The sequence below is a fragment of the Nostoc sp. JL31 genome (genome assembly GCF_017114965.1).
Lineage (GTDB): Bacteria > Cyanobacteriota > Cyanobacteriia > Cyanobacteriales > Nostocaceae > Nostoc > Nostoc punctiforme_A.
Map to the genome: position 1 here is coordinate 119,008 of NZ_JABXKO010000106.1, position 21,177 is coordinate 140,184.

General features: G+C 40.6%; 23 protein-coding genes and 1 pseudogene. 15 read left to right on the plus strand and 9 right to left on the minus strand.

Translation table 11 applies throughout. The features are described 5' to 3' along the window. Nucleotides 1–96: 96 nt before the first annotated feature. Nucleotides 97–735, plus strand: coding sequence for a Uma2 family endonuclease (locus tag HWQ43_RS26365; protein ID WP_292739162.1), 639 nt, complete (start codon nt 97–99; stop codon nt 733–735). A 168-nt stretch (nt 736–903) separates the two neighbouring features. Further along, on the plus strand, nt 904–1,479 hold the full coding sequence (locus HWQ43_RS26370; RefSeq protein ID WP_292739164.1) for a TMEM175 family protein: 576 nt from the start codon (nt 904–906) through the stop codon (nt 1,477–1,479). Nucleotides 1,480–1,688: 209 nt separating this feature from the next. Here HWQ43_RS26370 and HWQ43_RS26375 read toward each other — a convergent pair. The 3 genes and pseudogenes from HWQ43_RS26375 to HWQ43_RS26385 form a co-directional block, all read right to left on the minus strand. Next, a pseudogene (locus HWQ43_RS26375) lies at nt 1,689–2,422 on the minus strand (rubrerythrin family protein). Between the two features lie 449 nt (nt 2,423–2,871). Further along, nucleotides 2,872–3,612, minus strand: coding sequence for an SDR family oxidoreductase (locus HWQ43_RS26380; RefSeq protein ID WP_292739166.1), 741 nt, complete (start codon nt 3,610–3,612; stop codon nt 2,872–2,874). A 453-nt stretch (nt 3,613–4,065) separates the two neighbouring features. Then, nucleotides 4,066–4,521, minus strand: a complete 456-nt coding sequence (locus HWQ43_RS26385) for a hypothetical protein (protein WP_292739168.1) — start codon at nt 4,519–4,521, stop codon at nt 4,066–4,068. 317 nt (nt 4,522–4,838) lie between these two features. On the opposite strand from HWQ43_RS26385, the gene HWQ43_RS26390 reads away from it, so the two are divergent. After that, entirely contained in the window at nt 4,839–4,973 is a 135-nt protein-coding gene (locus HWQ43_RS26390; RefSeq protein ID WP_292739170.1) for a hypothetical protein, read from the plus strand. A 49-nt stretch (nt 4,974–5,022) separates the two neighbouring features. Here HWQ43_RS26390 and HWQ43_RS26395 read toward each other — a convergent pair whose 3' ends face one another. Then, nucleotides 5,023–6,330, minus strand: a complete 1,308-nt coding sequence (locus tag HWQ43_RS26395; RefSeq protein ID WP_292739172.1) for an efflux RND transporter periplasmic adaptor subunit — start codon at nt 6,328–6,330, stop codon at nt 5,023–5,025. A 613-nt stretch (nt 6,331–6,943) separates the two neighbouring features. Here HWQ43_RS26395 and psaK point away from each other — a divergent pair. From psaK to HWQ43_RS26430, 7 genes are all read left to right on the plus strand, one after another. After that, a complete protein-coding gene (psaK, locus tag HWQ43_RS26400; RefSeq protein ID WP_292739174.1) occupies nt 6,944–7,204 on the plus strand; it encodes a photosystem I reaction center subunit PsaK in 261 nt (86 codons plus the stop codon). Between the two features lie 116 nt (nt 7,205–7,320). Beyond that, nucleotides 7,321–7,572: a hypothetical protein gene (locus HWQ43_RS26405; RefSeq protein WP_292739176.1), complete on the plus strand. Its 252-nt coding sequence runs from the start codon at nt 7,321–7,323 to the stop codon at nt 7,570–7,572. Between the two features lie 84 nt (nt 7,573–7,656). Then, nucleotides 7,657–8,136: a hypothetical protein gene (locus HWQ43_RS26410; protein WP_292739178.1), complete on the plus strand. Its 480-nt coding sequence runs from the start codon at nt 7,657–7,659 to the stop codon at nt 8,134–8,136. A 530-nt stretch (nt 8,137–8,666) separates the two neighbouring features. Next, nucleotides 8,667–9,386 carry a hypothetical protein gene (locus tag HWQ43_RS26415; RefSeq protein WP_292739180.1) on the plus strand — a complete coding sequence of 240 codons (720 nt, stop codon included), beginning with the start codon at nt 8,667–8,669 and terminating at the stop codon, nt 9,384–9,386. Nucleotides 9,387–9,586: 200 nt separating this feature from the next. Continuing rightward, on the plus strand, nt 9,587–9,724 hold the full coding sequence (locus HWQ43_RS26420; RefSeq protein WP_292739182.1) for a hypothetical protein: 138 nt from the start codon (nt 9,587–9,589) through the stop codon (nt 9,722–9,724). Further along, nucleotides 9,705–10,472 carry a DUF1350 family protein gene (locus HWQ43_RS26425; protein ID WP_292739184.1) on the plus strand — a complete coding sequence of 256 codons (768 nt, stop codon included), beginning with the start codon at nt 9,705–9,707 and terminating at the stop codon, nt 10,470–10,472. Before HWQ43_RS26420 ends, HWQ43_RS26425 begins: the two co-directional genes overlap by 20 nt. Before the next feature lie 296 nt (nt 10,473–10,768). Then, nucleotides 10,769–11,905 (plus strand): SpoIIE family protein phosphatase, encoded by a 1,137-nt coding sequence (locus tag HWQ43_RS26430; protein WP_292739186.1) that lies wholly within the window; start codon nt 10,769–10,771, stop codon nt 11,903–11,905. Here the strand turns inward: HWQ43_RS26430 and HWQ43_RS26435 are convergent, their stop codons facing one another. From HWQ43_RS26435 to HWQ43_RS26450, 4 genes are all read right to left on the minus strand, one after another. Next, nucleotides 11,906–12,232, minus strand: a complete 327-nt coding sequence (locus HWQ43_RS26435) for an STAS domain-containing protein (protein ID WP_289799397.1) — start codon at nt 12,230–12,232, stop codon at nt 11,906–11,908. An 835-nt stretch (nt 12,233–13,067) separates the two neighbouring features. Further along, on the minus strand, nt 13,068–13,754 hold the full coding sequence (grpE, locus tag HWQ43_RS26440) for a nucleotide exchange factor GrpE (RefSeq protein ID WP_292739188.1): 687 nt from the start codon (nt 13,752–13,754) through the stop codon (nt 13,068–13,070). 68 nt (nt 13,755–13,822) lie between these two features. Next, nucleotides 13,823–14,314, minus strand: a complete 492-nt coding sequence (locus tag HWQ43_RS26445) for a Dps family protein (protein ID WP_292739190.1) — start codon at nt 14,312–14,314, stop codon at nt 13,823–13,825. Between the two features lie 141 nt (nt 14,315–14,455). After that, nucleotides 14,456–14,719: a ParB N-terminal domain-containing protein gene (locus HWQ43_RS26450; RefSeq protein WP_094352334.1), complete on the minus strand. Its 264-nt coding sequence runs from the start codon at nt 14,717–14,719 to the stop codon at nt 14,456–14,458. A gap of 253 nt (nt 14,720–14,972) precedes the next feature. Here HWQ43_RS26450 and HWQ43_RS26455 point away from each other — a divergent pair, with 253 nt between their 5' ends. Next, the gene (locus tag HWQ43_RS26455; RefSeq protein ID WP_292739301.1) at nt 14,973–16,562 is read left to right on the plus strand and encodes a SpoIID/LytB domain-containing protein; all 1,590 of its coding nucleotides are present in this window, start codon (nt 14,973–14,975) and stop codon (nt 16,560–16,562) included. Between the two features lie 268 nt (nt 16,563–16,830). On the opposite strand, the gene HWQ43_RS26460 is transcribed toward HWQ43_RS26455, so the two are convergent. Beyond that, nucleotides 16,831–17,130 carry a ferredoxin gene (locus tag HWQ43_RS26460; RefSeq protein WP_094352333.1) on the minus strand — a complete coding sequence of 100 codons (300 nt, stop codon included), beginning with the start codon at nt 17,128–17,130 and terminating at the stop codon, nt 16,831–16,833. 647 nt (nt 17,131–17,777) lie between these two features. Between HWQ43_RS26460 and HWQ43_RS26465 the strand changes: the two genes are divergently transcribed. The 4 genes from HWQ43_RS26465 (at nt 17,778) to HWQ43_RS26480 (ending at nt 21,163) form a co-directional block, all read left to right on the plus strand. Further along, nucleotides 17,778–18,794, plus strand: coding sequence for a Gfo/Idh/MocA family oxidoreductase (locus HWQ43_RS26465; RefSeq protein ID WP_292739194.1), 1,017 nt, complete (start codon nt 17,778–17,780; stop codon nt 18,792–18,794). After that, nucleotides 18,794–19,579, plus strand: coding sequence for a type I methionyl aminopeptidase (gene map / locus HWQ43_RS26470; RefSeq protein ID WP_292739196.1), 786 nt, complete (start codon nt 18,794–18,796; stop codon nt 19,577–19,579). Before HWQ43_RS26465 ends, map begins: the two co-directional genes overlap by 1 nt. A 359-nt stretch (nt 19,580–19,938) precedes the next feature. Beyond that, the gene (locus HWQ43_RS26475; RefSeq protein WP_292739198.1) at nt 19,939–20,202 is read left to right on the plus strand and encodes a hypothetical protein; all 264 of its coding nucleotides are present in this window, start codon (nt 19,939–19,941) and stop codon (nt 20,200–20,202) included. 346 nt (nt 20,203–20,548) lie between these two features. Next, nucleotides 20,549–21,163: a Uma2 family endonuclease gene (locus HWQ43_RS26480; RefSeq protein WP_292739200.1), complete on the plus strand. Its 615-nt coding sequence runs from the start codon at nt 20,549–20,551 to the stop codon at nt 21,161–21,163. Nucleotides 21,164–21,177 lie beyond the last annotated feature (14 nt).

The following is a 21,177-nucleotide window of genomic DNA, read 5'->3' on the forward strand; positions in this document are numbered from 1 at the left end:
ACAAGCTAAGTCTGTTATCCAGATATAAAGCGTGTTTTACTCCTAAATTCTGAATTCTACTGTAAAGCATTACAGTTGAGGTGGAGGCTCATTTGTATGTTCGCTGTTGTCACACCCGATACAATCCATTTGCCCCCAGGCGCAGTAGTACGCCTACCTGGAAGTTGGCAAGATTATCAAGCACTCAATGAACAACTAGGCGATCGCTCTTCGCCTCGTATCAAGTATCGAGATGGAGAAATTCTGTTGATGGCACCACTACCAGAACATGGGCGAAAAGTAAGTGTAATTGCAGATGTAGTCAAAGTTTTGCTCGATTATCTGGGACGAGAATACGAGGCATTTACCCCAATCACAATGGAACTACCACAGAAAAGTGGTATAGAACCAGACTATTGTTTTTATATTGAAAACTGGGAGGCGATCGCAGGTAAAGATCGGATTAATTGGGGTGTCGATCCATCACCTGATTTAGTCGTGGAGATAGACATCACCAGCTACACCGATGTAAATGACTATCTACCTTATCAAGTACCAGAAGTTTGGTTGTTCAGGAAGAACCAGCTTGTAATTTACAGGTTGCAAGGCGATGTCTACACTGTTGAAACCAGTAGCCGTTATTTCCCTAACATCAATGTGTCAGAAGTAGTTACAGAGTGTTTTAAAATTGCCTACGAGCGCAATACTAGCGCTGCTATTCGAGAATTACGGCGGAAATTGGTGAATAAGAATTAAAGATTTTGATTTTGCGATGCCCTCTCTACGAGACGCTTTGCATAGCTTGCTTCTCCAAAGGAGTACGGCAGGCTACGCCAACGCAGACAATCTTCATCAATGGCGGCTACTTGGTACGATAAAGTACAGAGTCTCACAACTTAATTCTCAAATAAAAGGAATGCGTACATGGGAAAAGGGAGATTAGAAGCATTCAGCGATGGGGTGATTGCCATCATCATCACTATCATGGTGCTAGAAATCAAAGTACCGCATGGGTACGATTTAGCTGCGCTACGTCCATTAATCCCGGTATTTCTGAGCTATGTGCTGAGTTTTATTTATATCGGCATTTATTGGAACAATCACCATCACCTACTACAAGCAGTCCGACATGTTAATGGGCGTATCCTTTGGGCGAATCTGCATCTGCTGTTTTGGTTGTCGCTAATCCCCTTCGTCACTGGTTGGATGGGCGAGAATCACTTTGCCGCTATGCCAGTAGCCCTTTACGGTACGGTATTGTTGTTGGCTGCGATCGCTTACTTCATCCTTACCCGCACCCTGATTTATTACCACGGCAAGGATTCGACTCTAGCGATCGCAGTTGGTGAAGATTTCAAAGGGAAAGTATCAGTAGTTGTCTATGCTGTAGCAATTCCACTTGCCTTCATGAACTCATGGTTTGCCTGTGCATTATACGCTTTAGTTGCAGTCATCTGGCTGATCCCCGATCGTCGCATTGAGAAGACTCTCACTTCCTAAACGAATTACAAATTACCTACAAGTGCAATACCTAAACACAAAAAATCTGAAAATTTAGCTCTAGATAAACTGGTTTCTGTCGTTCAAATTGGCTGTTATCTTCTGGTAAATCGATCATAAGACTCTGTGTATAAATAATTATGAACGCGAAGCATCTCTTAAGACGCTTCGCGTTTAGTTGCTAAAAAAGTGCCTAATTGATTGTCTTCTTAAGCTGCAACTTTCTCCTCAAATGGTTTAAAGGTTTTTTTGCTAGCACCGCAAATCGGACATTCCCAGTCTTCAGGAATTTCTTCAAAAGGTGTACCAGGTGCAATTCCCGAATCAGGATCGCCAGCGACGGGATCGTAAATCATGCTGCATTGTCTACAAATCCATTTACGAGTTTGAGGTTCTTCACCAGCAATTCTGGTTGCTGCTTGTCCTCCGTTTAATACTTCTAAGGCTTCAGTGTAGCGATCGGCGTGGTAATTTTCGATGAATTTTAACAAGCCAAAACGGTGTGCAGCTTCCCGAAATGTGTTGGCATGATCGGTAGATTCTTGAACTTGTTTGAGAAATTCTTCAGCCGCCGGATTGTCGCGTTGGCTCTGCCCGCCATAGGCATCGCGTTGGCATCGGCGGCAAACTCTGGATACATTGTGGTATATTCATAAGTCTCGCCTTCAATTGCCAAAGATAAACAGCGAGATACAATTTCCCGCTTTTGTTCATCAGTTAAAGCAGCTGCATCTTCTACCACTAGTTCTGGATGCAGCAATTTAAAATGTGCAAAAGCGTGTTCAGTTTCTTGGTCAGCTGTTTCTTTAAAAAGTTTTGCCAAGTCTGTAAATCCAAGTTGACGCGCTACATCTGCAAAAAACAGATACTTACGATTTGCCATCGATTCACCACCGAAGGCTGCTTCTAAGTTTTGGAGTGTAGTGAAGTTGGACAAATCCATAATTTTTTAATGCCTGATAAGTGATATTTATTGCAAAAGCACAGACTCTAGAACTGGATAATCAGCCGTTATTTGTATAAGTTATAAATGCTTTATACAAACTTTGTCATCCCATATTTAGCAATCCGTTTTAATCGGAAGCTAGCACGGCTGTGTTCTCCTACTTGGACAATTATAAAACCGAAAAATTGTACAACTAACAAATTATATTTTTGATTTAGAGATGACTGTGATTGCTTTAATTTGTATGAAGTTTTAAAAATGGATAGTCGGTGTATCCTGTAGCGTCAGGGGCATAAAATGTTTTTGGATCTGGAGCGTTCAAATGTGCGTTAAGTTCTAAGCGTTTTGGTAAATTCATAGCTGAAATTTCGATTACGGCATTGCACATTACTGACTGAGGTTTTAAAACGGGGAATATCGCTTTTATCAGGAGAGCTTTGATCGCCTCACGCGATTCCACCGTTGACACGAATATTTTGCCCAGTGATCCACCTGGCTTCATCGCTGGCGAGAAACGCTACTACATCGGCGATTTCTTGCACATCTCCCAGTTTGCCAAAAGCCGCCATTTGGGCTAAACGGTCTATCTGTTCTTGTGTTTTGCCTTCTCGAAACAGTTCTGTATCCGTGGGGCCAGGAGAAATAACATTAACTGCGATCGCTTTTGCACCTAGTTCTTTAGCTAGTACCCGCGTGATTTGTTCAACAGCACCCTTTGTTCCTACATAAGCACTATAAGTTGGCAGCATCATCGCCGTAGTAGATGAGGAAAAGTTGATAATCCGTCCTCCTTCTGACATGTGTTGCGTGGCTTGTTGGCAAGTAAAATAAGTGCCTTTGACATTAATGGCAAAAATCGCGTCGAAATCTTCTTCTGTCACCTCAGCAATTGGTTTATAGAAGGCAATTCCGGCATTGTTGACCAAAATATCGACTTTAGCAAAACGTTCAAGTGTTTGTTCAAATAACCTTTTGATGTCGGGTACTTTGCTAATATCAGCTTGGATGGCGATCGCTTCTACTCCCAACTTTTCAATTTCTGCTACAACTTCTTGTGCTTTGCCTGCATTCCCCGCATAGTTGACGACAATAGATGCGCCGTTACCAGCTAACTTGAGTGCGATTGCTCGTCCAATTCCCCGCGATGCACCAGTGATAATTGCAACCTTCCCTGTCAAAGATGTCATAGATTAATCGAGTTTAATTTTGGTTAACTAAAGTGATTATCTATTGTTAAAGGTACTGTAGCAAGGTTAAATTTAGCGATCGCTGCTAAAACTGCCGACTTCATTCCAGCCAAAATCGCGCCAGCGAATTCAAGTAACTCTCAGGCGGGAGAAATGAAAATACTTTGCAAAAGGTGAGGATACGTACCCTCTTGGCGGCATTTTCACAGCAGATTAAGATTTGCTACGGCTTGGCGAATATTGTTGAATATGTTGAGCTAAATCGAATTTCTGAGTCTTCATTGAGCTAAACACAATGCCTACGGCAGTAAACTACGCCCTACCGAACTTGACAGAATTTAAGTGCTGATGACACAGGTATTGTCTTGACCATAGTCTACAAACATCTTTTATAAATTGTCTGTTTTCGTTAACCAAAAGCTCATCTGGTTTATCATATCTGCGTGGATTAAATTATTTGAAGAAGGGATTTTCTGGACCTATCTCGGATTCAATCTCAATCGGACATGTTGGCTCAGATAAGAGTGTTCCATTAAATGTATAAGTAGTGCCTTTGGAATTGATAGCATTACCACTTATCCTCCGATCTGGAACAAAGTCTCCTCTTACTTGACCGCTAAGTGCGATACTTTCTTCTGAATTTGGATTTGTTACTGCTTGCCAATTTCTCTGATCCCGACCTAGATTTGTACGGCTATAAGTAGCATCTAGTCCAACAAAACGAAGGCTGCTACCATTGGCGTTAAATTCAAAACAAGCAGTAAAATTATCTCCCTGACTCGAATTAACATTGACATCGTAGCTTTTGCCCTCCACTCCAGCTTGTACTGGCGCAGCCAACAACATTATCTGTCCAAGTAAACAAGTTAAAACTAAACCGCACTTAGATTGGATGATTTTCACTGACATAATTGTTTACCTCTGTTACGTAATCAAGTAATTGCTTACTTTTACTCATTGGTGACAGGTTAAGGTCATTAACCATTTGCCGATAAGTAGTGGTGATCAAATTTAATCAAAATCGAGGTTACAAACGTAAATTTCCAGCCTGTGATGCCTTCACATAGCGTTTTATAGACAAGACTAGCTACGCCTACGCATATTTAAAAGCATCGTTTATCCTTCCCATAAAACTTACTATAAAGCTTAATTAGATACTCGATAGCATAGATAATTTACAGCGTAATCACTATTGACAAAACGAGTTATATCTTAAAATTTCACCAATGCTTTCTTTATTAGGAGAAAAGAATGGAAGTGAGTTCAGAGTGTATTGCATAGATAGACACCTAGAGACTACTCTACAAGTTCTCCAACAAAGAGCGATCGCTATAGTAACGCTCTTGGGTGAAGATTGGTAGGAGACAAGATTGAGACTTCTCCCCTGCTCCTCCTCTCTACTCCCCTTAATTAAAATTCTGGAACGATCGCAACACCATCCCTGAGATTGAGCAACCCTGAAATAATAACTTTATCTTTTGGCTGTAATCCTTCAATAACTTGGTAATTATTACCTTTGATCTCGCCTAGCCTCACTCGTCTTTGTCGAGCTACTTGTTGAGATACACCTTGGGGGGATGTCTCTGTTTCAACTACATAAACAAAAGTGTCCCCACCTACACGAGTCATTGCTGTTGTGGGAATTAAAACTCCGGGGCGCTGATTCCAGAACACTCTAGTCCTGACCAATTGATCTGCACGTAGCTGACCGTTTTTGTTGTCAAAAAGTGCTTTGATCAGTATTGTTTGTGTTTCATTGCTGGCATTAGGTGCAATAAAAAATATCCTACTTCTACCAAGCTTTTGACCTTGTGTGTTCATCACCTCTACTGGCATACCCTTACGCAATTGGGGCCCTTGCTGTAGTGGTACAGAGATATTCACTTCTAAAGGTCGATTTTGCGTGATATTAACTAATGGTGTAGAAGTATTAACTAAATCACCGACTTTTACAGGGATGTTGCCAACTGTGCCACTAAAAGGAGCGGTAATTTTGTCAGACTGGGGCTGTTGTGTTTGAGTATTTACATTAGATTGCTGCAAAGATTTTTCAGCCTCTAAGATCGTGGCTCGTTGTGCTTGAATCCTGGAATCAATTGCATCCAGACTAGTCTTAGCATTGACGAGCCGATTAGCAAACTGATTGCTAGCCTGTCGAGACACGGCTCCTTGTTCAGCTAGGTTGACAAACTTATCGTAGTTCTGCTGGTACAATTGCAGATTCGCAACGTAGGATGGTCGTTCTGCTTCTAAAGATTTGAGTGTGGCGCGGGCATTTGCCAGTTGCATTAAAAATGCTTGAGGCACAGGATTATTCCTAGCGATCGCTGCCTGTGATGTAGGATCTACTTGGAGAATTGCTGCTCCTTCGACGATTGGATCTCCTGATTTGACAAGTATCTGGCTAACTTGACCCTGAATCCTCGGCTGGAGCGTGACTGAACGCAGGGATTTTAGACTAGCAATAAAATCTGAACTTTCCTCAATTATGCCGCTTTGTACTGTTGATATTTTGACTCTTACCCCTTGAGGTTGAGCGTTAGCAGTTGAAGGTGCTGAATTTTGCGGAGTGAGTAAACGCCATAGAGTTGCTCCGCCCCCTAACAATAGAAGTGCGGCTAAACTCAACCAAAGCCACCGCCGTTTTCCAGAAGGTGGCTCAAATGACGTTTGTGGAGCTTTTTCTCCAAAATCAGTTTGAGGCTCAGGGGATGTCATGGCTTTTGAGGAACTTAAGGAACAAATTAACTAAATTCAATCAAAATTTCATCTGTTGATCTTGAAATTACTGATTTAGCATGAGGTTTTGTGGCAGATTATGTGTTAACACATCCAAATATACAATTTTGATGATTCTGTCTAAATCTACCGAAAGGTGAATCCGCTGCTTAAATTTCTGACTTCAACTGTATCCTTCAAAAATTCGGGGATCATTTTGTTCGTAACTCCTGCACAGATTTCTATAGATAGATTGACATAATTTTATCGGAATCACTTTTATCTACAGCAGATTTTAAGTTCGGGAGGTACGCAAGTTAAGTCTGTTACCCAGGTATCAAGCGTATTTTACTCCTGTTAGCGCAGCGGGGCGTAGCCCATTCTGTATTCAGAATTCTGCTGTAAGTATAAATCAAGACTAACTGGTTGCTTGTTTCAGACATTGAAATACAAACTAGCTAGCACAATCAGCTCACTGCATTGAACTCATATTGTATTAAGTAGTAAGAATAACTGTTAAATATTGATGCAAAATCGGGTAATTTCTTGAATTTGCTTCGGAAAGTTTCAGATTATGTTTTCAACCATTAATAAATTTCAGGAGCAAATCTAGGTGTTGACTTCAACCTTACTCGCTGCTGCAACTACACCTCTGCAATGGAGTCCTACAGTTGGACTGATTATGATTATTGCTAATATCGTTGCCATTGCCTTTGGCAAATCTAGCATCAAGTATCCCAACGCAGAACCAAAACTACCCTCAGCCAATTTCTTTGGTAATTTTGGTTTGCCAGCCCTTTTAGCAACTACCGCTTTTGGTCATATCTTAGGAGTGGGAGCTATCTTAGGGTTGCATAACCTGGGAAGAATCTAGGTTCTTACCCAAGTTAGCCTTTATTTGATGATTCTTTTGTCTCCAGCTTTGAGCCAGAGAACTAACTCTCTGGCTCTTTTTTATGAGATACTAAGTAATATCAGTATCTCAACAGCATGACAGATATAACAGATTTATCAAAAAGAATTGCCAGCAAAGGCGATAATCCGCTAAGTTTGTCACCTGTCAACTTGCAGTCACAAGAAGACGTAGAACTTGAGCAAAAACTGCGAGAACTCAAGTTTAAACAAGAACTAAGAAAAGATTGGATTTTATTTATTGTCAGGGATGTAGTAATTTTTCCTGCCGCCATCCTTTTTATTTTTGCTGTCAGTGGTTATTCCCTATTTATGCAGATTCATGGGTGACATATCTGGCTACAATTTTTAGTCAACCGCAGACAGAGGCACAGAGTACACAGAAAAAAGAGATAGAAATAGTTTGGAATTGTTGTGTTGCAGTTAATACTATGGCATCGTCTGCAACCTAGTATAAATCCCACATCTACTACAACGGTAGAATTCACCTCCATCGAACAGATTTGGCCAGATAGTCTATTAGTATTGTCCGTAATTGCCCGTGTCGGACACTCTCAACCTGATGCGTCTACTGAAGACATCGCCTATGCTTTTCGTTCTGGAGTTTTTCGACTTCCCAAAGCCGGAGAGCAAGAAAAACCAGAAATACCATTAAGCTGTAATTTTACTGAACTCAAGAAAAGTATTGAGCGCCTGCGTCTTGCCACTCCTAAACTCAAACAGGCTATTGTTGATGCTTGTGCCCACACTGTATTATTAGATAACAAAGTTACCCCTTCAGAAGGAGATTTACTTAGAGCGATCGCTATGACACTAGACTGTCCCATCCCCCCATTTTTAAACCCTCAGCCTGGTGTTTCAAAACAGAAACAACCTTATCCAAAGCGAAGTTAATGTAACGAATAAGACATGATTAGTTCTAACTCAACAAATAAAGTCCGTTTTTGCGGATTTTTCCATTATTAAATCACCGTTTGCCAGAACAATAACCTATTGCCTTTTGATTTTATTTACAGATAATTAATTTGTTTTTTATCCTGACTATTACATAGCAATCCTATTTGATTTGTGAGAATTGTAACCCGCAAATTCCCGATTTCTTAAATAAGTTGGGGATCTTGTTTCTCATGAATAAGTTAGGATTGCTATAGTCTAAAGAAGATTTCAAGTTGCTGAGGTACACAAGCTAAGTCTGTTACACAGGTATAAAGCGTGTTTTACTCCTGTTAGCGCAGCGGGGCGTAGCCCATTCAGAATTCTGCTGTAAATAATTATCTTGGCAAAGTAGTATCGTATTGTACAAAAATCTTGACATTGCCTATAAGTATTAATTTACCTGAAAAAGTTTAGACAAAATGCCAGCATTCTAGAAATTTGATTGCTATATTAGATTAAAGAACTATTCTGGCAAGGGTTTAAAAGCTGTGCGGGATGATTTACAGGGCTTGGAAATTAGTCAGGATGATCTGCAAAAGCTGACTAATTTACCTGTCAGTGGGGAACTTTTCATCATTACAAATCCTCTCAAGAGATTAGCCAATATATATTTACAAAAAATTAAAAGCTCTGAAGGAGCAACTGTAGTTTTTATTGGATTTTCTACATTTGTCTTCGTCTATATTTTATTTGATATAATTATTAAAATGTTTGTTACGTGGATAACAATTCCATCATGGATATTATTAATTTTCTTAGGTCTTTGGATTGGTGGTCTGACACAAAGCATCTTATATTTTATCTGGAAAAGTAGAAGTAAGCTTGTGAAAGCTAATATGACAAAATCTCTACAAATCCTGTTAAATGAGGTTAATAGATATAATACTGTTATTAGAGTTATAGATATCAATGACCAAATAGAAGAAGCTGGTAATCCAGAAGTGATTATAAAGGAAAGAGAGGATGTAATCGAAGCACTTAAACTCACTAAAGATGATTTAGTTCGCGCTTTAAAGACAGAAAGGATTTTGAGAGAGAATAAGAATTTTATCCTGAGTAATACAGAACTATTTGTCAACAATTTAGCAACTTTAACAGCTATGCAAGTAACTGAGGAGGCTACTGAGCATGGAAGGTTACTCAATGAAGCATTACAAATTGCATTAGATGTACAATACGAGATGAAAAGATTACAGACTCAGCGTTAAGATAATTCGTAATGAAGCTTTCTACGAGACGCTAAAAGCGATCGCAGACTCGCTAACGTAATTAAGTTTTGTAAAAGGAATTTAAAAAGCACTCCTGAGTTCACTCAGCATCGCCTAAACGCCCCGCTACGGTCAACAGCACGAAGTAAGCAGTTGGAAGCGTAGGTGCCTGCTTTTCGTTAGTCCATAGATGCTGCTGGGTGGATTGGTTTCCAACCTACGCACCAAAGATTATCGATGGCTTTTTCCATAATCTTTCCCACGGTTGCAATCCCCGGTCTAACATAAAGAATATTCGTCAAGCGATCGCTTATCGGCATGGACTGGAAAGAAATTAGAGGGAACTGGGTAATCATTCCCCGAAATCCCATAGGTATCGTTCATTTTTTAGGAGGTGCATTTGTCGCCACTGCACCGCACATCACTTATCGCTGGTTACTCGAACAACTGGCAAGTAAAGGCTATGTTGTAATTGCTACGCCTTTCGTCAATACATTGGATCATACTGCGATCGCAAAATCCGTGCTGTTAAACTTTGACCGCACCCTCGAACGATTGCATGATTCTGGGGCATTACGCAAGCTTTACTTCCCCATCTACGGCGTTGGACACAGTATGGGCTGTAAACTCCACTTGCTGATTGGTAGCCTTTTTAAAGTAGAACGTGCAGGCAATATTTTAATATCCTTCAACAACTACGCCGCGAAAGAAGCTATCCCTCTAGTAGAACAATTCAATTCTACTTTGAAAATCGAGTTTACCCCCTCGCCGTTGGAAACTAACAAACTTGTCCAAGAATGTTACAATATCCGACGCAATTTATTAATAAAATTTAGTAATGACACCATCGATCAATCCGCAGCTTTAACCAAAATCTTACAAGAACGTTTTGATGAGATGGTAACAGCGCAAACGTTACCAGGAAATCATACAACACCTTTAGGTCAAGATATTAAATGGCAAACGGGAACATCTTTTACTCCCTTTGACGCTTTAGGGCAATGGTTTAAGCAAGAAGCATATCGTGACTTGAATCAGTTAAAAAGCAATATCCTTTTATGGCTAAATCCTCTGGCAGCACCATAATATTTTATGACTGTTAAACAGTCGTAAATTCGATGGGTAAATAGAAATGAGTTATAGCGCTTCTCATTTGAGTCTAATAGAGACCAAACCCTCAAATCCTTGCACTAGTTGCTACAACTGAGGGAACTCTCTATTTTTAGGAGAGAGGAATCGAAGTAATGTCATCTATTGCATAGATAGACGCGTAACGTCTTCCTCCGGGGTACGATAAGCGCTATAGCAGCATTTCTGTATTGATACTACTTTATTTCCTATTTTGACAAAAAATTATTAATGAGTGTTTTCAACGACTTTCTATGTTTCAAATACTAATAATTGATGACGACTATTCAATAAAAACACTCCTGAAAAGGATGTTAGAAAAACAGGGTTATGAAGTAGTTACTGCCAGTAGCGGCGAGGAAGGAATAGAAAAGGCACTAGCTTATAGTCCAGCATTAATTATTTGTGATTGGATTATGCCGGGGTTGACTGGTCTGGAAGTTTGCCACCGCATTAAGACAGACCCCAAATTTTTCACCACATTCTTTATTTTATTAACATCCTTAGATTCCGTTGCTGATTGCGTCAAAGGTCTAGATGCTGGTGCTGATGATTTTATATCTAAACCTATTGAGCATAATGAATTACAAGCACGAGTAAGAGCAGGATTACGCCTGCATCAGTTGAGTAGAGATTTGCAGGCTCAAAAGTTGCTTCTAGAATCAGAAATGTCAGAAGCAGCAGAATATGTGCGATCGCTGCTACCTCTTTCTATGACTGAACCCTTCAATATAAATTTTCGATTTATTCCCTCGCGACAACTCGGCGGTGACTGTTTCGATTACTATTGGCTCGATGATGACTATTTGGCAATTTACTTGCTCGATACTGCCGGACATGGACTCAAAGCTACTCTTCCTTCTGTTTCAGTGCTAAATCTGCTGCGTTCCCGTGCCCTCAAAGGTTTAAATTATTATCAACCTAGTGATGTATTGAGGGCTTTGAATGATACCTTCCAGATGAATTATCAAAATGACAAATATTTTACGATTTGGTACGGAGTTTACAACCGAATCAACCGCCAGTTAATTTATGCTAGTGCAGGTCATCCACCAGCAGTTTTAGTAACCGGCCCATCTCCAAGAAAATCTGAAGTTCAACTATTGAAAACCCCTGGTATGCCAGTTGGCATGTTTCCAGAGGCAAAATATCTTGATGGGTTTTGCAATATTGAAAAATTCAGTACCCTTTATATTTTTAGTGATGGCGCTTATGAAATAACTAAATCAGACGGCACACTTTGGAGTTTGGATGCTTTTATTCAGCTCCTGGTTAGCTTACAAGATACTGTTGATAACCAACTCGATCGCGTACTAAGTTATTTAATCGCTCTGAACTCCAAAGATGCTTTTGATGATGATTTATCTATTTTGCAAATGAAGTTTGATTAATTACGTATTAGAGACTAAAACCTGATTAAATGCATCTTGACTGGGAAATATTTCAAATACTTTATCCATATTAGTCAGTTCAAATAATATCCTGACTTGCTCATTAATTGAGCAGAGAACAAGCTTAGTATCGGCTGCTCGCAAGGTTTTGAAAGCTAATACTAAAGCTCCTAAACCTGAACTATCCATAAACGTTACATCTTTAAAATCAACTAACACAATTTTCGCACCCGTTTCTAGAATATCAGTGATATTTTGTCGAAAGTCTTGTGAAGTTGTGGCATTCAAATTACCACTGAGCTTAATAACTTTTACTTGTTCTCTCATAATTATGTCACTCTGCGTTATGTAAATAATACTCTGATTTCGCTATTATAGAACATTTGAAAATGCTTGTAAAATAAATTTCAAGATTAAATGTTGAGCAATCATTGATAATTAATCAGTAAAGATAAAGATTAATTATAAAATTTTGACTCTAGTTTTTTGTAATTCTAAAAAATTATTAGCTTAATTAAGTATAGTTTTCTTACTAGAAATAGACCAATTATAAATAAACACGCTAAGTAACTTGGCATGATAAAAAGCTGGTATATTTAGTTTTGCAAAAATATTGAAATGACCAATTTATAAGCCGTTCCTTGATTTGATGTTTTATCATGTATATTAATTTTTTAGCGCCAGCTTAATTGCATCTCATAGATTTAGATATATACTTACTTGTATACAAGCTGAATTTACTGCTTTTCAGATTATTTACCAAAAATTTTTGCAAAACGGAGATTCTCCAATCAATCTCATGATAATAGCTGTCATTGAGCAATTCAAAATTCAACTAGTCGTAGCGATGCCTGGGGCGGGCTACGCATAGCTTAACCGAGTCTAGCAGTAGCTTTTTCTCCCTGAGTGCTTATGATAGTAACTAGGATCTACCTTTATTTATGTCCAATTACTTACATAATTGAAAGAATTTATCTCTGGACTACCGCCCTAGAGCCAAAAATTTAGGTTTCAAGAGCGCCAAGCAAGCTAGAACCGAAACCAAGGCTTTAAAAAGGCGATCGCCTCTGCTATCTTAAGTATTCCCAATATCTCTCATTTCTCGACAGACAATACAAAGAGTAAAGAGTTGTAAATTTCTTACTCCTAACTCCTCACTGCCTCAAACAGGACTTACTTTGGCTCTGTAAAGCAGCTTCTCACCTTGAAGGTAGCCAGTGTAGCGGACTTTGACTGTTTCTCCAGGTTGTGCGGTTCCCTCCAGCAATTGGTGCAGTTGGGGATCGTAAGGTAATTCTACTCCCACAGGTGCGATCGCTTCCACTGCCCACGCCTGTAAAAGCTTTTCCAGGGGTTTCTGCACCAACGGTACTATTTTGACTGCTGCTAGCTGGGGATTTTCCTGCGCTTTCTGTGCTGCTGTTGGCCATTGCAATAATAAAGACTCCAGCAGTTGCAAGCTAGACTGCTGGAGTTCTTGTAGTAATATTTCTCGCTGTTGTTCTAATTGAAGTTGAGAGCGATCGTACTCTCTTCTTAAATCTGTAATTTCTTGTAACAATTCCTGAGTAGGCGCTGTTTTATCTTGTAACAACTCTACGGTTGAAAAAGTTGCGATTAATTCATTCAATGACATCTGTAGCACTGACGACAGCTTGAGCAGCACATCTACCCGCATCTGCTCTAACTTTCCTTGGCGTAAGCGCAAAAGTTGACGCTCTGAGACACCAGCAGCGCGACTCAGCCCTTTAAAACTAGAAATACCTACCTGTTGCATTAAATCTTGCAACTTTTGAGTATGGGGCATTGGGGATTGGGTATTGGGCATTGGGGATTGGGTATTGGGCATTGGCGATTAAGTTTTTTCTCTATCCGCTATTCCCTGTGCCCTATGCCCCATTCCCTATTCCCTAATTCCTATTCTTCCAGTAAACTTCTCAACATCCAAGCGGTCTTTTCGTGTACTTGCATCCGTTGAGTCAATAAATCGGCGGTAGGTTCGTCGTTAACTTCTTCTATCACGGGGAAAATAGACCGTGCAGTTCTGACTACGGCTTCTTGTCCTTCCACTAATAAGCGGATCATCTCCACAGCTTTAGGAACTCCGGGAGTTTCTGGAATCGAACTCAGTTTGGCATATTCGCTGTAGGTTCCTGGTGCGGGATAGCCAAGCGCTCTAATTCTTTCGGCTATTAAATCAACTGCTAAGGCTAATTCTGTATACTGAGTCTCAAACATCAAATGTAACGTTTGGAACATCGGCCCCGTTACATTCCAATGGAAGTTATGAGTTTTCAGATACAGTGTATAAGTGTCAGCCAACAGGTGAGATAAACCGTCGGCAATTTTAGCCCTACTCGCCTCGTCAATACCGATATTTACATTTTTGACTGTTACTTTCGATGACATAATTTTCTCCTAATTAGGTTATATGTAATTGGGGATTGGAAATTGGGGATTGGGCATTGGGCATTGGACATTAGTCAGAAGCTAGCATAGCAATTATTCTCTCCTCTTCCCCTGCTCCCCCTGCCTCCCTACTCTCATTCTCTATGCCAAGTGCATCTTCAAAACACTACGGGGTGCTTTACGGACTCTGGCTAAAACGGTTTCTTTGCCTAAACGCTGGCAAGCTTCATACCGATGGCAACCAGAAAAGCCATAATATTGTCCATCTACTTCTAGAACATCAATAGGTTCTTGCTGCCCAATCGCCGCAATCGATTCCATTAAGGCTTGGACTTTATTTGGATCGTTTGTACGGGGCAATGGCCGTTTTATCTGATTTAATGGAATTTCTTGGACTTTAACCATAAAGAGTTTATCCAACTAGTTCTGTTTTTTGTCTCTAAATAAATCATAGTCATTATGACTTCGTTTTGCAACTAGTATTTAGGGCAAAATTGGTAATGGTATCATTGGAGCATTCATGCGACAAAAAAACCGCGCTACAAAGCAATTGGAAAATCAGCTCCAACGACTCATTAAGGGGCAGAAGACCCTCTCTACGAGAGATTACTCACGATCGCAACTCTTGGAGACGCTACGCGAACGCTATCAGGTGGCCATGAAATTTTCGTTTTGGCGTTTTCCCCACACTGTGCTGACAACATTTTGTCTATTGGGACTGACGGCTGCATCAGGGCCTGAGAGCAACATCCAGGATATAGAACTGAAAATTGGGATTGTGCAGCGATTTGGCGCCGAAGCCACAGCCAAGCTGCAACTAGAACCCATAAAAGGCGATCGCTTAAAGCTAAAATTTAAAGCGGGCAATAAGCAGCAAACCCTAGTTACCAAGAACCCTGTAAAGCTGGAAACAGTCATGCAAGCTTTACCCCAGCCAGCAGTCGAAGAAGTGGTAATTTTGGGCACATACCGCACTTTTGAAACCGCAGAAGATAGTGCGAATAAATGGCGTTCTCAGGGAATGGAAGTGGAAATAGCCCAGCCAGAACGCTGGCAAGTTTGGGCAAAACGAGATGTTTACAGCACTCCTTTACTGCGACGCTTGTTATTACAAAACATCCAAGCTTCTACCAAAGAAAAAGTATATCTTGATACTAAAAATTTAAAACAAGTGCCGCGAGTCAGTTGGGTGGTGGATGGCAATCGCTACAGCCCGAATGATTTGGAAATTAGCACTGAGAAAAACTTGATTCGGGTGAATAAAAGCGAAAAACCAGAAAATGCTCGTCTTTATGCCGGGCGACTGAATTTGCAGCCAAATGCATACGGCACATACACTCTAGTTAATCAAGTACCTTTAGAAACTTATTTGCGTGGGGTTGTGCCTTACGAAATAGGCACGGATGCACCAACAGCAGCGCTGGAAGCCCAGGCAATTCTCGCCCGGACTTATGCCTTGAGAAATTTACGCAGGTTTGCAGCAGATAACTATCAGTTGTGTGCTGATACTCACTGCCAAGTTTATTATGGGTTGAAGGGAGCAGCTGCCAAAACAGACCAAGCGATCGCCTCAACCAGGGGTAAAGTACTAACTTATAAAAATGAACTAGTAGACGCCCTGTATTCTTCTACCACTGGTGGCGTCACTGCTTCCTTTAGCGATGTCTGGAATGGCGACGATCGTCCCTATCTGCGCCCTGTACTGGATGCTCCAAATAATTTTTGGGACTTGTCTAAGCAGAATTTAGCAGATGAAAAGAATTTCCAGAAATTTATTAATACGCAACAAGGATTTAATGAAAGCAAGTGGGATATGTTTCGTTGGCATAAGGAAACCCCTTTAAAGGATATTATCAAGGACTTGCAGAAATTTTTACAGGTGAAAAACAGTCCCCATGCCAAATTTAAAACAATTCAGGCTATGGCAGTAGTGGAGCGAAGCCAGAGTGGACGTATCCTGGAACTTGCAGTTAAAACCGATCGCAGCACCTTTATTTTGCACAAAGACGAAGTTCGCAGTGCTTTTGCAGCCCCTACAAGTACGCTTTTTTACATCCAACCCCTAAACAAAGGCAAACCGGAACTCTGGGGATACGCTTTTATTGGTGGTGGATTAGGACATGGAGTCGGCTTGAGTCAAACTGGCGCTCAGAATTTAGCGAAACTAGGTTGGTCAAGCCCAAAAATTCTCCAATTTTACTATCCTGGTACTCAGATTCAAATTCTCAACAAAGAGATTAAGCTTTGAGCTATTGGCATTCAAGTTGCATCTTGAGCTAGGAGTCGGGAGTTAAGAAGAGGCAAAAAATAGAGAGGAAACTCCATACTGAAAAAATTAAGCAGGAACACAGTCAATCTTGTGTTCCTGCTCACCATAAAATTAGACTTTTTGTCAAAGTCGCTTTCAGAGGTACACACGGTATTGCATTGCAAAGGTGTTAACTCTGGATATTCTGCTTCTATTTCGTCGACATTAGTAACTCTTGCAAGAGGTTTATGTTTGAGTCGCTTAACTCTTAGTAAAGGTCTTCTTCTTTGTGAGTTTCGATTGTTACGTCAGAGGTTGGGTAAGCAACACAAGTCAGTACATATCCCTTTTCTATTTGTTCATCATCTAAGAATGACTGATCGCCCTGATCGACAGTACCCTTGGTGATTTTACCTGCACAGGTCGAGCAAGCACCAGCGCGGCAAGAGTAGGGCAAGTCAAGACCAGCTTCTTCGGCAGCATCTAGAATATAGACATCATCATCAACGTCAAGTGTTTGGTTCAGACCTTCGGCTTCGTTGAGTAGTGTCACTTTATAAGTTGGCATTGAGTAATCCTCTCTTTTGAAAACGGCAGTATAAGTTATCTTAAGGCAAAGGTCACGGCTGTTCTGTGGAATTAGCCGCTGGTTTAAATTTGCTTCAATTCTGATACTACGAGAAAAATTAAACGATGTAACTGGAAATTGAACCCGATTAGTAATGAAATTTAGTTACTTAATCCCGATAAGTTTTCTTTATATTATTTTCTACCCTAGTCAGGTTGTGATTAGAAAAAGTTATATTTCCGAAAAGGAAACATGAGCAAGATTAATGTTACCGATATTTTGTAGGACTTACGTAGAAGAGATTCCCTAACTCCTTTAAAAAGTAGGGCTGTTTCATTTTCTAATCTGATTTAAACGCGCCCGTTCTAAATGAAAGAAACATAACAGTACAGTAAAGATGTAATTTTTCTTTTGCCATTTTTTAGTTCATTATATTGACAAATTTCTGACATTATGATTAAAAAGGGGGGGTTTATTTTGAAGTCTGCCTTTTTGAGTATACGTAATTCTATCTAGCTTCCAATAAAGTCTTATTTGTCCTTGAGGGGGTAGGACGAATGTTGTAGAGTCTAGACTGGTAAACCCCATGAAGAGAGAATCTCACCACTAGAAGCGTGGGAAGATCAAAAACAGAACTAATGAGGATCATGTATAATTCAGAAGCAGCTTTGGAAAAAGCAAGAGTGCGTGTAGGTTTGGTAGGTACTGGGTATGCGGCAAAGTTTCGGGCTGAGGCGTTGTTCCATGATGAGCGATCGCACATAGTCGCAGTTGTTGGTCATACAAGAGAAAAAACCGAAAACTTTGCCAGAGAGTACCAGATTGAAGTCTTGAATACTTGGCAAGATCTGGTAGAACGTGAAGATATAGACCTAGTAGCGATCTCCACTATTAATCGAGATCATGGTGCGATCGCTCGTGCAGCACTTACCAACGGCAAACATGTAATTATAGAGTATCCTCTTTCGTTGGATGTATTTGAAGCTGAGGAACTAATTGCTTTAGCCAAAGCACAACAAAAACTCCTGCACGTTGAACATCTGGAACTTTTGGGTGGTTTGCATCAAGCTTTGAAGCAAAACTTAGACAAAATTGGTGAGGTGTTTTATGTTCGCTACAGCACCATCAATCCTCAAAATCCTGCACCCCGCAAATGGACTTATAACCATGAGTTGTTCGGTTTTCCCTTAATTGGGGCCCTGTCTCGCCTACATCGCCTCATCGATTTATTTGGTACAGTATTTACTGTTAACTGTCATCAGCGATATTGGGAAATAGAACCGGAATATTACCGAACTTGTTTTTGCACTAGTGAACTGTCCTTTAACAGTGGACTTTTAGCCCAAGTAGTGTATGGCAAAGGCGAAAGTATTTGGCAATCAGAACGCAAGTTTGAAGTTCACGGTGAAAAAGGTGGTTTAATTTTTGATGGCGACACCGGAATATTCGTCCAGCCAGGAGAAACAACACCTATAAAGGTTGGGCCTCGCCGGGGTTTGTTCGCCAAAGATACAGCTATGGTGTTAGACCATCTTTTTGACGGGACTCCTTTGTACGTTACCCCAGAGGAGAGCTTGTATACCCTAAAGGTTGCTGATACTGCACAAAGAGCTGCACAGACAGGGTTAACTATGTTTATGAAAGATACTTTAGATAAAAGTTAATGAAAACTGAACTAATTGTTATATTATCCCAACGAGAAATAGAGAAAATGCGTCAAGCTGGGCGTTTAGCTGCTAAACTCCTTCAGCATCTGGAACCGTTTGTGAAACCAGGGGTTAGCACTCTTGAACTAAATGATGAAGCCGAACGTTGGACGCAAGCGCATGGAGCAAAAAGCGCACCTCTTGGCTATAAGGGTTATCCAAAATCGATTTGTACCAGTGTCAATGAGGTAATCTGTCATGGTATTCCTAACGCCAAGCAGATTCTCAAAGACGGTGACATTATTAATATTGATGTAACGCCCATTGTTGAGGGTTATCACGGCGATACATCCAAGACATTTTTTGTTGGCACTCCTTCCCCAAAAACGAGAAAGCTGGTAGAGGTGACAGAGGAGTGTTTGCGTCTGGGTATTGCTGAAGTGAAACCTGGGGCACGCATTGGCGATATTGGTGCAGCTATTCAAGAGTATGCTGAAGGGCAAGGCTTTTCTGTAGTGCGAGATTTTGTTGGACACGGCATCAGTAACATTTTTCACACTGCACCGGATGTTCCTCATTATGGTACTCGCGGTAAAGGCAAGCGCCTGAGACCGGGGATGGTTTTTACTATTGAGCCAATGATTAATGAAGGTACTTACGAAGTCGAAGTTCTCAGCGACAAGTGGACTGCGGTAACGCGCGATCGCAAGCTTTCTGCTCAATGTGAGCATACCTTAGCTGTAACTGAAGATGGTGTTGAAATCCTCACCCTACCTGAAGGCAACAATTACTGGGCTGTATAATAACACCTAACGAAAAAATCTCTTTCGCTTGGGATGAAGCAAAGCCAGTAGTCTGAGGCGATAGCCCATCAGTAGAGCTAGCTAGAATAATTAAAAGCAGCAATATCTGCTCTAGTTCTGAACCTGAAAGGACAAATCTTTATGGTGTCAGCCACTCTTAAGACGGGTGCTCTTAGCTCTGAAACATTCGTTGCTGGCTATCTGGATGATGTACGCTACGAGTTAATCGACGGAGAACTAATCTCGATGGGGGTGCTGGCCCTGATAAACTCATTGGGGATGTTGGCACTGATCAGCTCATTGGGGGCGCTGGCAACGATATTTTCCTGTTTTATTCAGTTTCAGATAGTCAACCTGGTTTGTCACGAGATATTATCAAAGACTTTGTTGGAAACGGTAACTTACCCGGTGACATAATCGATATATCTAACATAGATGCTAACTCCACCATAAAAGGCGACCAAGCTTTCACTTACATTGGAACTCGCGCATTCACCGCAGCAGGTGAGATCCGTTATTCTGGAGGTATTCTCCAAGGTAATACTGATAGTAATCTAGCGGCTAATTTCGAGATTAAGCTTGAAGGATCACCACTACTAGTGGCAAGCGATATTATCGTTTAACGAACTTTGGGGGTTTAAGTCCCCTGTCTCTACAGGCAGCGTTAGAAATACTAACTGTAGGTTGGGTTAAGCAGAGCCTCACCCAATGTTTCCGCGCTTGTTGGGTTTTGTTCCTCAACCCAACCTACAAAAAATTAAATTTCGACCCTTTTTTAGGATGACGTGTACTAAGTTCCTATATTGAATTTGGACAGTCGTTGATTAAATTCGGACAGTCGTTGATTGAATTCGGGCAGTCGTTGATTGAATTTAGGCAACCCCCAAGAATTTACATAAAGCCATTTAATATATTTGTAATCCTAATCAACATTTATTGCATGATAAAGTAAAACATGGAGGTAAGATTATGACCCAAGCGTTGCCCAAATTACTAACCTTCAATGAATTTATCGAATGGTATCCCAACGATGGAAAACGCTATGAGTTGCACAAAAGAGTAATTATTGAAATGCCGCCTCCAACTGGAACACATGAAAAAGTTATTGCGTTTTTGTCGCGGAAATTAACCGTGGAGTTTGATCGTCTTAATTTACCCTATGGAATCCCCAAAACTGCATTAGTCAAAACTCCTTCTGCCGAATCCGCTTATTCGCCTGATCTGTTGCTGCTAAATCTTGATAATCTCGACAATGAACCGCTTTTTCAAAAACAGTCAACAGTAAGCCAAGCAGCATCGGTTCCAATAGTCATCGAAGTTGTTTCAACCAACTGGCGAGATGATTACTACAATAAATTTAGGGATTATGAAGAAATGGGCATTCCTGAATATTGGATTGCTGATTATGCTGCATTGGGTGCAAGAAAGTTCATCGGCAATCCCAAACAACCAACTATTTTTGTATGCGAATTAGTTGATGGTGAATATCAAATGACAGTGTTTCAAGGTAACACCGCGATTTCATCACCTACCTTTCCCCAATTAAATTTAACTGCACAGCAGATTTTTAATGCGGCTAACTAATTTTTTATCTAGTC

Coding starts and splice junctions, on each gene's coding strand:
- HWQ43_RS26365 (WP_292739162.1), top strand. CDS start 97: ATGTTCGCTGTTGTCACACCCGATACAATCCATTTGCCCCCAGGCGCA.
- HWQ43_RS26370 (WP_292739164.1), top strand. CDS start 904: ATGGGAAAAGGGAGATTAGAAGCATTCAGCGATGGGGTGATTGCCATC.
- HWQ43_RS26380 (WP_292739166.1), bottom strand. CDS start 3,612: ATGACATCTTTGACAGGGAAGGTTGCAATTATCACTGGTGCATCGCGG.
- HWQ43_RS26385 (WP_292739168.1), bottom strand. CDS start 4,521: ATGTCAGTGAAAATCATCCAATCTAAGTGCGGTTTAGTTTTAACTTGT.
- HWQ43_RS26390 (WP_292739170.1), top strand. CDS start 4,839: ATGCTTTCTTTATTAGGAGAAAAGAATGGAAGTGAGTTCAGAGTGTAT.
- HWQ43_RS26395 (WP_292739172.1), bottom strand. CDS start 6,330: ATGACATCCCCTGAGCCTCAAACTGATTTTGGAGAAAAAGCTCCACAA.
- HWQ43_RS26405 (WP_292739176.1), top strand. CDS start 7,321: ATGACAGATATAACAGATTTATCAAAAAGAATTGCCAGCAAAGGCGAT.
- HWQ43_RS26425 (WP_292739184.1), top strand. CDS start 9,705: ATGGACTGGAAAGAAATTAGAGGGAACTGGGTAATCATTCCCCGAAAT.
- HWQ43_RS26430 (WP_292739186.1), top strand. CDS start 10,769: ATGTTTCAAATACTAATAATTGATGACGACTATTCAATAAAAACACTC.
- HWQ43_RS26435 (WP_289799397.1), bottom strand. CDS start 12,232: ATGAGAGAACAAGTAAAAGTTATTAAGCTCAGTGGTAATTTGAATGCC.
- grpE (WP_292739188.1), bottom strand. CDS start 13,754: ATGCCCAATACCCAATCCCCAATGCCCAATACCCAATCCCCAATGCCC.
- HWQ43_RS26445 (WP_292739190.1), bottom strand. CDS start 14,314: ATGTCATCGAAAGTAACAGTCAAAAATGTAAATATCGGTATTGACGAG.
- HWQ43_RS26450 (WP_094352334.1), bottom strand. CDS start 14,719: ATGGTTAAAGTCCAAGAAATTCCATTAAATCAGATAAAACGGCCATTG.
- HWQ43_RS26455 (WP_292739301.1), top strand. CDS start 14,973: ATGAAATTTTCGTTTTGGCGTTTTCCCCACACTGTGCTGACAACATTT.
- HWQ43_RS26460 (WP_094352333.1), bottom strand. CDS start 17,130: ATGCCAACTTATAAAGTGACACTACTCAACGAAGCCGAAGGTCTGAAC.
- HWQ43_RS26465 (WP_292739194.1), top strand. CDS start 17,778: ATGTATAATTCAGAAGCAGCTTTGGAAAAAGCAAGAGTGCGTGTAGGT.
- map (WP_292739196.1), top strand. CDS start 18,794: ATGAAAACTGAACTAATTGTTATATTATCCCAACGAGAAATAGAGAAA.
- HWQ43_RS26480 (WP_292739200.1), top strand. CDS start 20,549: ATGACCCAAGCGTTGCCCAAATTACTAACCTTCAATGAATTTATCGAA.